The organism is Limnohabitans sp. INBF003 (genome assembly GCF_055396645.1).
The window spans coordinates 2,210,686-2,224,931 of sequence record NZ_AP029222.1; the positions used below are offsets into that span (position 1 = coordinate 2,210,686).

Below are 14,246 nucleotides of genomic sequence, written 5' to 3' on the forward strand. Positions count from 1 at the left end.
CCATTTCAGCGGCCTCCCTTGCGCACAAACAGCCCTTGCGGACGCCAGATCAAAATCGCGATCATCAGCGAATACACGATGAAAGAACCGAGCTTGGGCATGTAGTACTTGCCCGCCACATCGGCAATGCCCAAGAGCAGCGCCGCCCACAGCGGCCCGGTGATCGACGAGGTGCCCCCCACGGCCACCACGATCAAAAAATACACCATGAACTTGAGCGGAAAAGTCGGGTCCAGACCCAGCACTTCGGCCCCCAAGGCCCCGCCCAAACCGGCCAGGCCCGAGCCCACCGCGAAAGTGGCGGCAAACACCAGATTGACGCGAATGCCCAAACCGGCCGCCACCCGGGCATCGTCCACGCTGGCGCGCAAGCGGCTGCCAAAGCGGGTTTTGGCCAGGATGAACTGCAAGCCCACCGTGAGCGCCGCACACACCGCGATGATGAACAGGCGGTAGTGGCCCATGCCTAATGAAAAGACACCGCCATCCCACAGCTCGGTGCGGCCACGCAGCCACTCTGGCAACTGCATGATCTGCTGCTGCGAGCCCATGAAGTAATCCATGCTGGCCACCGACATGAAGGCCAAGCCAATCGAGAACAGCACCTGGTCCAGGTGGGGCTTCTTGTACATGTGGCGGTACAGCATGCGCTCCAGCACCGCACCCAGCAAGGCCGTGCCCGCAAAAGCGATGGGCAGGCACCACAAAAAAGGCATATCCCAGCGCTGCATGAGCACCACCGTGAGATACCCGCCCACCATGGCAAAAGCGCCGTGTGCCAGGTTGATGAAGTTCATCAAGCCCATGGTCACCGACAGGCCCACGGCCAATATGAATAGCAGCATGCCGTAGGCGATGCCGTCGAAGAGGATGGTCAACATGTCATGCGTTTCAGGTTCACAAGGGCAACACAGGCCCGCCCCTTTGTAGGAGCTTGCCTGCAAGCGATGGCTGTTTCTGCAAGTGCCAAATTGCTGGCGGTGGCGTGGTGCCTAGTCTGCATGAGATCGCTTGCAGGCAAGCTCCTACAACAAGAGTCGACCTGCTGGCAAGCGGCCACAACAACCGTCGTGTCTTACTTGGTTTTGCCCGGGTCTTTCACGTCTTTGATGGTCGCGAATTCCTGGTTGTAGAGCTGGCCATTGACCTTCTCCACTTTGCGGATGTAGATGTTGTGCACCACGTCGCGGGTTTGCGCGTCGATGAACATCGGGCCACGGGGGCTTTCAAACACCTGGCCCTTCATCGCCTCCAGCAAAGCCTCACCGCCAGCGCCCTTGGTGGCCTTGGCCGCTTCGTAGATCACGCGCATGCCGTCATAGCCACCCACCGCCATGAAGTTGGGGCGCAGGCCGTTGTTGGCCTTCTCAAAAGCGGCCACAAACTTCTTGTTCAAAGGCGAGTTGTGCGATGCCGAATAGTGGTGCGAAGTGACCACGCCATTGGCCACATCGCCCATGCTGTTCAAGATATCGTCATCGGTGATGTCGCCGGTGCCAATCAGCTTGATGCCGGCCTTGTCCATGCCGCGCTCGGCGAACTGCTTCATCAGCGCTGCGCCTGCGCCCGAGGGCACAAACACATAAACCGCGTCGGGCTTCAAGTCACGCACTTTTTGCAAGAAGGGGGCGAAGTCGGGGTTGCGCATGGGCACGCGCAGCGTGTCGAGCACCTGGCCGCCGTTGAAGACCAGGCGGTCTTTGAAGAACTTTTCGGCATCGATGCCGGGGCCGTAATCGGCCACCAAGGTCACGACTTTCTTGATGCCGTTGTTAGGCGCCCAGTCGGCAATGGCCACTGCTGCTTGCGGCAAGGTGAAGCTGGTGCGAACGATGAAGGGCGAAGCCTGCGTGATGCTGGAGGTGGCGGCCGCCATCACCACCAAAGGCGTTTTGGATTGAGTCGCAATGGGCGCTGTGGCAAATGCCAGCGGCGTTAAGCCGAAGCCGGCCAACACGCTGACCTTGTCGTTCACCACCATTTCTTGTGCAATGCGCTTGGTCACATCCGGCGCGCTGGTGTCGTCTTTCACAATCAGCTCGACTTTTTTGCCTGCGACCATGTCGCCGTTTTGCGCCATGTACAGGCGGGCTGCGGCTTCAATTTGCTTGCCCGTGGAGGCAAAAGGCCCTGTCATGGGCAAGATCAGGCCGATCTTGAACTTGTCTTGTGCCATGGCCGCAGTGGCGCTGGCGGCCAGGGCAGCACAGGCGATGGCTTGAAGGAAAAATCGTTTTTGCATGCGGGTCTCCTGAGGTTGAACGTGAGGTGGAAAAAATTAGCGTTGAGAAATCGTGGTGCTTTTTTGTGCGCGAATGAGCTGCACACCCGGCATGCCCCCCTGCTGCGGGTTTTGCATGACCATGCCCAGGTTGTGTCTGGCCAGGCGCGAGTGCTCTCGCATCAAGGCTTCTGCGCGACCGGCTTCGCGCTGCGCAATCGCGTCCAGCACTTGCCGGTGCTGGTGCTGTGCCACCATCAGCATGTCGCGGGCATCCGGACTGTGGGCTTGCACCCCCACGAACCCTGAGGCCGAGGCAAAGGGCAGACTGGATGCACGCTCTATCTCGCGTGCCAGCACGGCGCTGTCGGCCATCCCGGACAACAGCTTGTGAAACTGGCCATTCAAACGCACATAAGCCGAAAAACTGTCGTCATCCAATGCGCCTTGGCGCAGCAGCTGGTCAATCTGGTCCAAGCACTCCCCGGCTTGCCTGAGCACCGCTGGCCGCACTCCTCGCTCTGCCGCTAGGCGGGCGGCCAAGCCTTCCAGCGTGCCCCGCAGCTCGATCGCATCGGCCACTTCGCGCTCAGAAAAAGTGCGCACCGCATAACCGCCACTGCTCAAGGCTTCGAGCAAACCCTCTTGCCCGAGACGCATCAAGGCCGCACGGATGGGCGTGCGCGACATGCCCAAGCGCTCCACCAGCGCCAATTCGGCGATGCGCGTGCCGCCGGGCAAATCACCCGCCAAAATCCATTCGCGCAGACGTTGCTGTGCCTTGACGGCGTGGGAGCCGCCTTCTTCGACAGCTTCAGAGTCCTGAATGCGAACGGGTGATGGGCACATGGGGCAGGTTGGTAAAAATGGCATTAAACCACCAACAAGCCCATTGCTGTATACAAGAAAACCCTTGAAACCCCATAAAACGCACAAATTTTAAGCAAATATGGCATTTATGTATCCCACTGAAAATCCCAAACGCTGAAGCCCAATGGCCAAAATGGCCTGGCCGCCCATGCACAGCACACCAGATCGGGCATGGCCCGCAGCAGCGACAATCGGGTTTGATTTTGGGAACGACCCGATGAATTTGCGATTACTGGACTTTGACCTCAGCGAAGATGCCGATGGCGTGGTGTGTTGGGATGCCTTGGCACAACCCCAAGCCGATCACACCAGCGCCTTGTTGCAAGAGGTGGCGCAGGTCCTGAGCTGGGCACACGGTTTCAGCCCCCAAGGCCCCGGCGCACTGGAAGACGGTGCCGACTGGGACTTTGACCTGCAGGCCAGCTGGCAACATAACGGGCAAGCGCCGCAAGCCGCGCACATCGCGTTCAACGCGGGCACCGGCCAGATCACCCTCACCCCCGCCACACCCCAGCACCGCCTGGAACTGAGCTTGAGCCTGAGCGGCACGCCCGGCTTTGCGCAAGCGTTTCGCGACCATTGGGGCGCACCATGATGCCGGACATCACCACCGACCAGACATCTTCCGCACACGCCCCATCGCCCATCGGTTTCAAGGAAGCGCTGAAATTCTGGTTTCAGCTGGGCTGCATCAGCTTTGGTGGCCCAGCCGGGCAAATTGCCCTGATGCACGAAGAGCTGGTGGTGCGCCGCCGCTGGATTTCTGAAAAACGCTACCTGCATGCCTTGCAATACTGCATGCTGCTGCCCGGGCCCGAAGCCCAGCAACTGGCCACCTACATCGGCTGGCTAATGCACGGCACGCGCGGCGGCATCGCAGCGGGTGCGCTGTTTGTGCTGCCCTCGCTGCTTTTGTTGATCGTGCTGTCTTGGGCCTACAGCGCCTGGGGCCAACACCCCTGGGGACAGGCCATTTTGTGGGGCCTCAAGCCCGCCGTGACGGCGCTGGTGATCCAGGCCGTGCACCGCATTGGCATGCGCACGCTCAAGGCGCGCTGGCTGTGGTGGGTGGCAGGTTTGTCCTTGCTGGGCATGATCTGGGACGTGCCCTTCCCGCTCATTGTGGCCGCTGCCGCATTCACCGGCTGGCACTTGCAAAAGCAACACGCCCTGCCCGCAGCAGCACCTGCGCACGGTGCCCCCAAGGCCACGGCGGCATCCGACGGCCCGGCCTGGCTGGACGACCACAGCCCTGCGCCCGCACACACGCGCTACAGCCATGACCGCTTGGTCAAAACCAGCGCCATCGGCGTGGGCTTGTGGGTGGTGACGCTGGGCGCACTGGCCCTGCTGCTGGGCGGTCACCACACCCTGACCCGCATGGGCGGCTTTTTCACGCAGGCAGCGCTGCTGACCTTTGGCGGTGCCTATGCGGTGCTACCCTTTGTAACGCACGCTGCAGTCTCGCAATACGGCTGGGTCACGGCCGCGCAAATGATGGACGGCCTGGCGCTGGGTGAAACCACGCCCGGCCCGCTGATCATGGTGGTGGCCTTTGTGGGTTTTCTGGGCGGTCACAGCCAGGCCATCACCGGCTACCCCTTGCTGGGCGGCATCATCGCCGCCTGCGTGGTGACCTGGTTCACCTTTTTGCCCTCGTTCGTGTTCATTCTGGCGGGCGGCCCCTTGGTCGAATCGACACGCCAGATGCCGTCGCTGCAAGGCCCACTGCAAGCCATCACGGCAGCGGTGATCGGCGTCATGGTGCAGCTGGCCGGTGTCTTTGCCCGCCAGACCTGGCTGCCCGGCGGCTGGCACATGCTGCCCGACTTCTGGGCCTTTGTGCTCACCGGCGTGGCGGCATGGCTGCTGATCAAGCAGCAGCGCAGCATCTATCAGGTGCTGGGGCTGTGCGTGGGGGTGGGCTTGGTGGTGCAGGCGTTGCGGTGACAAATTGAAGTCGCATTGGCGGATTCAAAAGCCATTTCATTCTGACTGCTTTGCAGCGCAAGCAGTCCTCAACTCAGGTCAGCTGGCAGGCTCCTGTCGGCCAGGAGCAGTCAGTGATCATCAGATTTCTGAAAACCGCTTTTCCATTTCACGTCGCATGGTCTTGCGGGTTTCTGCTGCTGAAAATCGTCGTTTTTCTTCTGGTGAAAATGGACGGATCTGTGGAACGCTCTGAGGCTTGCGCTCGTCATCCACAGCGACCATTGTGAAAAAACAGCTGTTGACATGGCGCTTCTCCTGCGTCCTGATGTTTTCGGCTAAGACCTTGATGCCAATTTCCATCGACGATGTGCCCGTGTGGTTCACCGAGGCCAGAAATGTCACAAGCTCACCCACATAGACGGGCTGCCTGAACATCACTTGGTCCACGCTGAGCGTGACAACATAGGCCCCGGCATACCTGCTGGCACACGCATAGGCCACCTGATCCAACAACTTAAGGATGGTGCCGCCGTGCACATTTCCTGAAAAATTGGCGGTGTCTGGTGTCATCAAGACGCTCATGGTCAATTGATGTGCAGGAAGTTCCATCTCTGTCTTTCAGCAATGCCAGATTTATTCAGGCTTGATGTTCAAAGACTTTACGATCGGGGCCCACCTGCGGCGTTCGCCCAGGATGAAACTCTTGAATTCCTCGGGGCTGCCACTGCCTACGATGTTGCCGGGACCGGCGATCTTGTCCTTGATCTCTGGCTGAGCCAAGGCTTTGTTAAAAACATCATTGAGCTTGTTGATCACAGCTACGGGTGTTCCTTTGGGTGCTCCCAGGCCCAGCCAGTTGTGCACCACCACTTTGGAATAGCCCAGTTCGCCCATGGTGGGCACATTGGGCAGGCTCGGCAGCCGTTTTTCAGAGGTGACTGCCAAGGCGCGCACTTTACCTGTCGCAATGGAGGGCAAGGCCGCATAGGTTTGCTCAAACATCAGGTCGATGTCTCCTGCCAACAAGGCCGTAGCGGCTTGACTACCACCTTTGTAGGGGACTGACAGGCCTTTGATGCCAGTACTTTGCATGAACAATTCCGCGCTCAGGTGGTGAGCACTGCCTGCACCGGCGTTTCCAAATGACAATTTGTCCGGATTCTTTTGACCAAAGCTCACGAGGTCCTTGAGGTTCTGAAATGGTTTGTCAGTGCGCGTCACCAACACCATCGGTGCTTTTTCAATGATGACGATGGGTGCAAACGATTCTTCGGGATCAAAGCCTAGTTTGGGGTAAACATAGGAGCTGACTGCCATTGATCCCATTGTGGCCAAGACCAAGGTGTGACCGTCGGGCGTGGCTTTAGCGACGTATTCATGACCGATGTTGCCGTTCGCACCGGGTTTGTTCTCGACCACGATAGGCACGCCCAGCATTTTGGAAACCGATGTGCCGAGCATTCGGGCACGTAAATCCACATTGCCGCCCGGACTGTATGAAACAACCAGAGAGATTTGTTTTTGGGGGTAGTCATCTCCGGTTTTCTGGGCATGACCGCTCAGAGCGGTAAGGGCAGCCAAACTGGCTGCGAGTGTTTGGCGTCGATTCAGCGTCATGGCGGTTTCCTTACTCGGCGGTGATCTTGGCGGTCTCGACAATGCGTTGGAATTGCAGCGATTCGGTTTTGATGAAATCACGGAACTGCTGCACGCTCATGGGTGCGGGTTCACCGCCCTGGTCTTGCAGCCGCTTGGCCAGGTCTGGTTCTTTGAGGGCTTGTGCCACTGCGGCGTTGATCTTTTGCAGGATGGGCTCGGGTGTCGCGCCAGGGGCAAACAGACCAAACCAGTTTTCCAATTGGTACTTGGCCAGGGGTTTGTATTCGGCAATGGCCGGAATATTGGCGTCAAACGATGCGCGTTTGGCCGATGTGACGCCCAATGCCTTGACCTTTCCGTCCTTGATGAACCCCCTGGCTGCTGCATAGCTCACGAAGGTCAGCTCCACATTGCCCGAGACCACATCCACCAGTTGGCCCGAAGCGCCTTTGTAAGGCACATGCACCATGTGGATGCCTGCCAGCTCTTCCAGCAATTCACCATTCAGGTGCTGAGGATTGCCCACACCGCTCGACGAATATGAGACCTTACCGGGGTTCTTTTTGGCATAAGCCACCAGCTCTTCGACGTTTTTCACGGCAAAGTTGGGAGCAGCCACCAGCACGTTGGGCACGCGCGTCACCAGTGTGATGGGGGCCAAATCTTTGGCTGGTTGGTACTGCATCTTGTTTTTATAGACAAAGGTGTTGATGGCGGTCTCACCAGCCGATCCCAGCAGAAGCGTGTGTCCGTCTGGCGCAGCTTTCACGACAGCCAGCGCACCAATCATGCCGCTGCCGCCAGCCTTGTTGTCCACCACCACGTTTTGCTTGAGCGAGACGCGCAGCTTTTCTGCGAGCAGGCGGGCCACAGTGTCCACCCCGCCGCCAGCCGAGAAAGGCACCACGATGGTGATTGTTTTGCTGGGGTACTCCTGGGCCATGACGGCGGGAGCCGCACCCAAGGCTGCGGCCATCAGGCTCGTGAGGATAATTTGACGGCGAGGTTTTTGCATGGGTGTCTCCAAAAGCAAAGGTTGATGCGAATTCGTGATTGCACTTTATCGCAGAAAAGTGCAAAATGCAAATCATGGAAAACACTTGTACTTTTTCGCCCGATGCCCTTCACCTTCAAGGGCAAACCCATGCCGTGGTGAATTTGCGTGCGGTTTGTGGCGCGCAATTGGACCGATTGCCCGTGGTTTTGCGCCTGCTGATGGAAAACGTGATTCGCAACACACAAGGCGCAGAGCGTGAGCAATCTGTCAAAGCGATCCTGACGTGGTTGCAAACGGGCAGCAGCGAAGATGAAATTGCTTTTCAGCCAGGTCGTGTGTTGATGCACGACACCACCAGCACGCCTGCACTGGTCGATGTGGCCGCCATGCGCGATGCATTGGCCGAAGCAGGCGTCGACCCGACCGTGCTCAATCCCGGATTGCAGGTGGATGTGTCGGTCGATCATTCGCTCGCGGTAGAGGCCTATGCCAAGGCGGGCGCTGCCACAGAAAACCTGCAACACGAAATTCGTCGCAACGCCGAGCGGTACCAATTCTTACGTTGGGCCTCTCAGGTGCTCAAAGGTGTTCGCATCAACCCACCGGGCACGGGGATCATGCACACCATCAACCTGGAGCAATTGGCCAAGGTGGTGACCAACGAGCAGCGCAAGGGCAAGAGCTGGCTGGTGCCCGACATGATGATCGGCACCGACAGCCACACGCCCATGGTCAACGGCATTGGCGTGCTGGGCTGGGGGGTTGGCGGACTCGAAGCTCAGACCGTGATGTTCGGCATGCCGACCATGCTGCGCATACCGGACGTGGTGGGGGTGCGTTTGGTGGGTCGGCTTTCGCCCGGCGTGCTGGCCACCGATCTGGCCTTGACCGTGACGCAGCGCCTGCGCCAAGTGGGGGTGACTGGGGAGTTCGTCGAGTTTTTTGGCCCCGGCGTCTCCTGCTTGAGTGCCGGTGAGCGCGCTGTGGTGGCCAACATGGCACCCGAATACGGTGCGACCACCGGCTACTTTCCGGTCGACCAGGCAACGCTTGACTATTTGCGCTCAACGGGTCGCACGCCACAGGACATTGAGCGTGTCGAGACGTACATGCGCCACACCAGCCTGTGGTTCAACCCCGATGCACAACCGCGCTACACCCAAAGCATCGAGATCGATCTGGCGCAGATCGGGATGCATGTGGCTGGACCCCAGCGACCGCAGGATTTGCTGGATTATTCGCAAACAGCCGAGGCGCTGGCCAAGGTGGGCTTTCAGTCCGCAGCGCAGGGCCAAGACATGCCCATTCACCCGGTGGCCATTGCGGCCATCACCAGTTGCACCAACACATCCGACCCTGCCTTGTTGATCGCCGCAGGCCTGTTGGCACGCAAGGCGCGAGTGCTGGGTCTGAAGGTGCCGTACTGGGTCAAGACCTCGCTGGGCCCCGGATCACCGGCTGCAGCCTCGTATTTGCAACGCGCCGGTTTGCTGGGTGATCTGGAGGCTGTGGGTTTTGGCATTGTGGGTTTTGGCTGCACCACCTGCATTGGCAACTCTGGCCCTCTGACGGCGTCCATCGTGCAAGCCCAAAATGCGGGCCAATCCAAGGCTGTGGCCATTTTGTCGGGCAACCGCAACTTCCCGGGTCGGGTGCATCCGGACATCGAGTTGAGTTTCATCATGTCGCCGCCATTGGTCATCGCCTTTGGCTTGGCAGGTGATGCGGCTAAAAATCTGGCGACCGAACCTGTTCAGACCGATGCGAACGGCAAGCCCGTGTATTTGAAAGACCTGTGGCCCACACACGAAGAGATTGCAGAATATTTGGCGCGGGGCCTTCAACCGAGCGACTTCCAACGTGATTTCGCCATCGCAACCGACAACCCACTGTGGCAAGCACTGGAAGCACCCACATCGGCTCGCTTTCCCTGGGACGAGAAGTCCACCATCTTGCGCCGACCACCGTTTGCTGCCGTGGACGCGGGCAGTCAGCTGGGGCATTACACGGCCTACCCCTTGCTGGTGGTGGGTGATGACGTGACCACCGATCACATATCTCCAGCCAGCGCGATCCCTACCGACTCCTTGGTGGCAGATTTTTTGGTGGAGCGCGGTGATGACCGGAACGATCTGAACGTGTTTGCCTCACGCCGTGGCAACTGGGAGGTCATGATGCGTGCCGCTTTCCACAGCAAGACGCTGGTGAACCTCTTGAAGCCGGGCATGCCGGTGGCCCATACCCTGCATGTGCCCTCGGGCGATGTGCAACCCATCTGGGATGTGGCTGAGCGCTACCGCGAGGCCGGGCAATCGGTGGTGCTGGTGGCGGGCGAACGTTATGGCATGGGCTCGTCGCGCGACTGGGCGGCCAAAGGCCAACGTCTGCTGGGTATTCGTGCCGTGCTGGCGGTGAGCTTTGAGCGGATTCACCGGTCCAACCTGATTGGCATGGGCATCTTGCCGCTGCGCTTGCCTGAAGGGGTGAGCCCGCAAACACTGCAGATCCGGCCGGGCGACCAGTTGGATGTGCAGGCCGATGCGCAGCGCCTGTCGCCACGCTGCAAGGTTCGGGTTCAGCTGCGGCGTCAAGGTGGGCAGATGGACACTTTTGAAGTGATGGCGGCGGTGGAGACGCAGCTCGAAGTGGACCTCTTGCGCGCGGGCGGGGTCATTCCACTCATCTTGCAGCAAACCCTGCAGGCGCATTCCCTCGAACCAGCACACCCCTGACATGCCGCTGCCCTTGCTTGCCGTGCAGAATGCTGGACTTATGAGTCCAGACAAAAACATTTCTGCCCGCTTGCTCGACCTGGTCCGCCAGGAAGGGCTGGCCATCGGTGACCATTTGCCAGCGCAATGGCTGGCAGACCAGTTGCAGGTATCGCGCACACCCATCAACGACGCCTTGGCCTTTTTGCACGACAAGGGTGTCTTGCGCCGTGAAAAAAATCGGGGCTATTTTCTGGTCAAGTCCGTTGATGTCGCCAACCCCGCCATGCGCAAAAAATTGGGTCTGGCCGAGTCGGATGCCATCACACGGGCTTATTTCGCCATGGCAGATGATCTACTCAAAGGGGAATTGCCCGAAACGGTTTCCGAGGTGCTGCTCAAGACCCGCTATGAACTGACAACTTCTCAGCTCCAATCCGTGCTGCATCGGATTGCACAAGAAGGATGGGCGCAAAAAAAGACGGGTTACGGCTGGACTTTTTCGGACATGTTGACCACGCCGGACAGTTTGTTGCAGTCTTACCGCCTGCGCATGGCGCTTGAACCGGCGGCCTTGATGGAGCCAGGCTACCGGCTGGACCCCAAAGTCATCGAAAAATGCCGTGCTGCGGAACACCATTTGCTCGATGGCGGCATTGAAACCGATACACCCGATCAGCTGCACGAACGTGGCGTGCGTTTTCATGAATCGCTGATCGAGGCCTCTGGCAACCCGTTTTTCATCGACACCATTCGGCGCGTGAACCGGGTGCGTCGCTTGATGTCTTACCGTTCCATGCAAGACCGCCAGCGCTACAAGGAACACTGCCAGCAGCACCTGCACTTGCTCGATCTGCTCGAAGCCGGTCGCAACGAAGATGCGGCCGACACCATGCGAGAACACCTCTCGCGCACCCTCAAGAACCACCAGAAAATCAGAAAACTCCTCAAGCCATGACTGCGACTCCCGACATCCTGCAAGCCTTCGCACCCACCGGAAAACTGCGCGCCTCCATCAATCTGGGCAACCCGATCCTGGCGAATAAAAACCCGCAAACGGGCGAGCCATTCGGCGTGTCGATTGACCTGGCCAATGCTTTGGCGAAACAGTTGGGGGTGGGCATCGAGCTGGTGGTGTTTGATGCCGCAGGCAAATCGGTCGAAGCAGTCCGGGGTGAGCAAGCCGACATCGGTTTCTTTGCCATCGACCCGTTGCGTGGCGAGGGCATCGCGTTCACTGCGCCTTATGTGCTGATTGAAGGCGCTTACATGGTGCCTGAGACATCCAGCATTCGAGCCAATGAAGATGTGGACCGCTCCGGCATCCGCGTCACGGTGGGCAAAGGCAGTGCCTATGACCTGTTCCTGACCCGTGAGCTGAAACAGGCCGAAATCGTGCGTGCGCCCACATCACCTACCGTGGTCGATGTGTTTGTAGAGCAAAAACTCGAAGTGGCCGCAGGCGTCAAGCAGCAACTTGAAGCCGATCAGGCCCGCTTTGCGGGGCACCGCATATTGCCTGGTCGATTCATGGTTATCCAGCAGGCCATGGGCACACCCAAGTCGCGTGGCCTCGAAGCTGCAGCTTATTTGACGCAGTTCGTCGAAGATATGAAAGTCAGCGGTTTTGTGGCGGATGCACTGCAGCGTCATGGCATCCAGGGTGCGTCTGTCGCGCCTGCAGCCTGAGGTGTGATGATGTTTGCCTATGTTGGTTCAAGAACCACCCGTGAGCGCAATGCTCGGGGTGATGGCATCAGTGTGTACCACTGTGATCCCGAAAGTGGAGCACTTGAACTGGTGCAGGTACAGGGCGACCTGGTCAATCCGTCGTTTCTGACACTGAATAAAGTCGGTGATCGGCTATATGCCGTGCATGGTGATTGCGAAGAGATCAGTTCGTTCACAGTTGACCGAGGCACGGGACGGATCAATTTCCTCAACCGCCAGAGTACACAGGGCAAGAATCCGGTGCACTTGGCGCTGGACCCTACGGAACGTTTTGTGGTGGTGTCCAACCACATCACCAGCAGCTTGGCTGTGTTGCCCATCGAAGCTGATGGATCGCTGGGCACACTGACACAACTTGTGAAGATCGAAGGCGAACCCGGTCCGCACCGCAAAGAGCAACCCTTTGCCAAGCCACACTTCAATCCATTCGATCCGAGTGGGAAATACGTGATGGTGCCTGACAAAGGTTTGGACAAGACCTTCGTGTTTCGGTTTGAAGACGGACAACTGCGCCCAGGTCAGTTTCGTGCGGCAATGGGCCGTGAGGCTTCCGGTCCCAGGCACATTGCATTCCACCCTGCCAAGCCATGGGCCTATATTGCCAATGAGCTGGACTCTACTGTGACGGCCTGCCGCTTTGATGTGAGCAGTGGTGAGCTGAGCCCCTTCCAAATCATCACAGGTTTGGCAGATACCTTTGTGGGCAATAGCCGTTCTGCCGAAATTGAAGTTGATCGCGTTGGTCAAACTTTGTATGTTTCCAACAGAGGGGAAGACACGATTGGTGTTTTCAGAATCGATCCGAACAATGGCCGGTTGGCCTTGATTCAAAGCCAGCCCTCAACGGGAAAAACCCCGCGATTCTTTGTTCTGTCGAAAGATGGGCGTTGGCTTTATGTCTTGAACGAAGAAAGCGATTCGATTGTTGTGTTTGCGGTGGACTCGGATTCGGGACAGCTGAGCCCTACTGATCTTCAGTATGCGAGTGGGAGTCCCGTTTGCATGGTGTTTTCGGATTGAGAACGCTTAGCGGCCTGACTTTTGGCAAGGGATAGACCGCTTTAGATAGATAACTGCCGGTCAGTTATCAATGCCAGAGACAGCCTGCAGACTAAACCGTCAATCACTGAATGCCCACTGCGGACAACCATTGACAACCTAAAACTGCAGCCACTGCATACGCTTCACGTCCCATCGAACGTCGCTCACTCCACAGTGATCTTCTCGTCCTTCACGATCTTCGCCATCGCAGGGATCTCGGCCTTGAGCCAGTTGCCGAATTCCGCCGGGCTCATGCCTGAAGGCTCTGCGCCCAGCGTGGTCAGACGTTCGCGCACGTCGGGCATGGCGGCAATGCGTTGCACTTCGGCGTGCAGCTTGTCGATCACTGCTTTGGGTGTGCCCGCCGGGGCCAGCAGACCCTGAAAACTGCCGGTCAAAAAGCCCGGCAGGATTTCGGCCACGGTGGGGGTGTCGGGCATTTGTGCGTTGCGTTTGGCGCTGGATATAGCAATCAGTTTGATCTTGCCTGCCTTCACATGCGGGTAGGTGGCGACCATGCCGTTGAACATGACGTCCACCTGGCCGCCGATCAAGTCGGTGATGGCTTGCGCGCCGCCTTTGTAGGGCACATAGCCCCACTCGATGCCGCTGCGCTGGGCGTACATGACGCCCGCCAGGTGCGAGGCGCTGCCCATGCCTGCGGCCACCGCGTAGTTGAGCTTGCCCTTTTGCGCTTTGGCGTAGGCCACCAGTTCAGCGGGCGTGTTGGCGGGCACCTTGGTGCTCACAGCCAGCAGGTGCGGTGAATACGCCACCATGGCCACAGGCGCAAAGTCATTGGCCACGTTGAAGGGCAGCTTGAACAAGGCCGGGCTGATGACCAGGTTGCCCACGTCCATCAGCACCAGGGTGTGGCCATCGGGTACAGACTTGGCCACCGCGTCGGCGCCCAGGTTGCCACTCGATCCGGGTTTGTTTTCGATGACCACCGGCTGACCCCAGCTTTCGGTCATCTTCTGCCCGATCATGCGGGCCAACACATCGGACGTGCCGCCTGCCGGGAAAGGCACCACGATCTTGATGGGCTTGGCGGGATACGTCTGCGCAACCGCTGGCAAAGCGATGGCCGTCAGCGCTGCGCTCAGGGCGATGGTGAAAAGGCGTTTGTTCATGTTTGTCTCCT

13 protein-coding genes are annotated in these 14,246 nt (G+C 58.8%); 6 read left to right on the forward strand and 7 right to left on the reverse strand.

Features of this window, described 5'->3' with window-relative positions; all coding sequences use genetic code 11:
* Positions 1-5 precede the first annotated feature (5 nt).
* From ACZ5VE_RS10015 to ACZ5VE_RS10025, 3 genes are all read right to left on the reverse strand, one after another.
* Positions 6-881, reverse strand: coding sequence for a branched-chain amino acid ABC transporter permease (locus ACZ5VE_RS10015; protein WP_464455035.1), 876 nt, complete (start codon positions 879-881; stop codon positions 6-8).
* Positions 882-1,075: 194 nt separating this feature from the next.
* Positions 1,076-2,242: an ABC transporter substrate-binding protein gene (locus ACZ5VE_RS10020; RefSeq protein ID WP_464455036.1), complete on the reverse strand. Its 1,167-nt coding sequence runs from the start codon at positions 2,240-2,242 to the stop codon at positions 1,076-1,078.
* A gap of 36 nt (positions 2,243-2,278) precedes the next feature.
* Entirely contained in the window at positions 2,279-3,070 is a 792-nt protein-coding gene (locus tag ACZ5VE_RS10025) for a GntR family transcriptional regulator (protein ID WP_464455037.1), read from the reverse strand.
* Between the two features lie 238 nt (positions 3,071-3,308).
* Here ACZ5VE_RS10025 and ACZ5VE_RS10030 point away from each other — a divergent pair, with 238 nt between their 5' ends.
* A complete protein-coding gene (locus ACZ5VE_RS10030; RefSeq protein ID WP_464455038.1) occupies positions 3,309-3,686 on the forward strand; it encodes a hypothetical protein in 378 nt (125 codons plus the stop codon).
* The gene (gene chrA, locus ACZ5VE_RS10035; protein WP_464457472.1) at positions 3,686-5,041 is read left to right on the forward strand and encodes a chromate efflux transporter; all 1,356 of its coding nucleotides are present in this window, start codon (positions 3,686-3,688) and stop codon (positions 5,039-5,041) included. Before ACZ5VE_RS10030 ends, chrA begins: the two co-directional genes overlap by 1 nt.
* 120 nt (positions 5,042-5,161) lie before the next feature.
* Here the strand turns inward: chrA and ACZ5VE_RS10040 are convergent, their stop codons facing one another.
* From ACZ5VE_RS10040 to ACZ5VE_RS10050, 3 genes are read right to left on the reverse strand one after another with little or no spacing between them, the layout of a single operon-like run.
* Entirely contained in the window at positions 5,162-5,632 is a 471-nt protein-coding gene (locus ACZ5VE_RS10040) for an acyl-CoA thioesterase (protein ID WP_464455039.1), read from the reverse strand.
* Positions 5,633-5,656: 24 nt separating this feature from the next.
* The gene (locus tag ACZ5VE_RS10045; RefSeq protein ID WP_464455040.1) at positions 5,657-6,640 is read right to left on the reverse strand and encodes a Bug family tripartite tricarboxylate transporter substrate binding protein; all 984 of its coding nucleotides are present in this window, start codon (positions 6,638-6,640) and stop codon (positions 5,657-5,659) included.
* A 10-nt stretch (positions 6,641-6,650) separates the two neighbouring features.
* A complete protein-coding gene (locus tag ACZ5VE_RS10050; RefSeq protein WP_464455041.1) occupies positions 6,651-7,637 on the reverse strand; it encodes a Bug family tripartite tricarboxylate transporter substrate binding protein in 987 nt (328 codons plus the stop codon).
* Between the two features lie 74 nt (positions 7,638-7,711).
* On the opposite strand from ACZ5VE_RS10050, the gene acnA reads away from it, so the two are divergent.
* Genes acnA through ACZ5VE_RS10070 form a run of 4 tightly spaced genes read left to right on the forward strand, consistent with a single transcriptional unit; the run spans position 7,712 to position 13,081 of the window.
* Entirely contained in the window at positions 7,712-10,351 is a 2,640-nt protein-coding gene (gene acnA, locus ACZ5VE_RS10055) for an aconitate hydratase AcnA (protein ID WP_464457473.1), read from the forward strand.
* A 40-nt stretch (positions 10,352-10,391) separates the two neighbouring features.
* Positions 10,392-11,288 carry a GntR family transcriptional regulator gene (locus ACZ5VE_RS10060; RefSeq protein ID WP_464455042.1) on the forward strand — a complete coding sequence of 299 codons (897 nt, stop codon included), beginning with the start codon at positions 10,392-10,394 and terminating at the stop codon, positions 11,286-11,288.
* Complete coding sequence (locus ACZ5VE_RS10065) at positions 11,285-12,019, forward strand: ABC transporter substrate-binding protein (protein ID WP_464455043.1); 735 nt, start codon at positions 11,285-11,287, stop codon at positions 12,017-12,019. Before ACZ5VE_RS10060 ends, ACZ5VE_RS10065 begins: the two co-directional genes overlap by 4 nt.
* 9 nt (positions 12,020-12,028) lie before the next feature.
* A complete protein-coding gene (locus ACZ5VE_RS10070; protein WP_464457474.1) occupies positions 12,029-13,081 on the forward strand; it encodes a lactonase family protein in 1,053 nt (350 codons plus the stop codon).
* A 185-nt stretch (positions 13,082-13,266) separates the two neighbouring features.
* Here the strand turns inward: ACZ5VE_RS10070 and ACZ5VE_RS10075 are convergent, their stop codons facing one another.
* Positions 13,267-14,235: a Bug family tripartite tricarboxylate transporter substrate binding protein gene (locus ACZ5VE_RS10075; protein WP_464455044.1), complete on the reverse strand. Its 969-nt coding sequence runs from the start codon at positions 14,233-14,235 to the stop codon at positions 13,267-13,269.
* Positions 14,236-14,246: the final 11 nt, after the last annotated feature.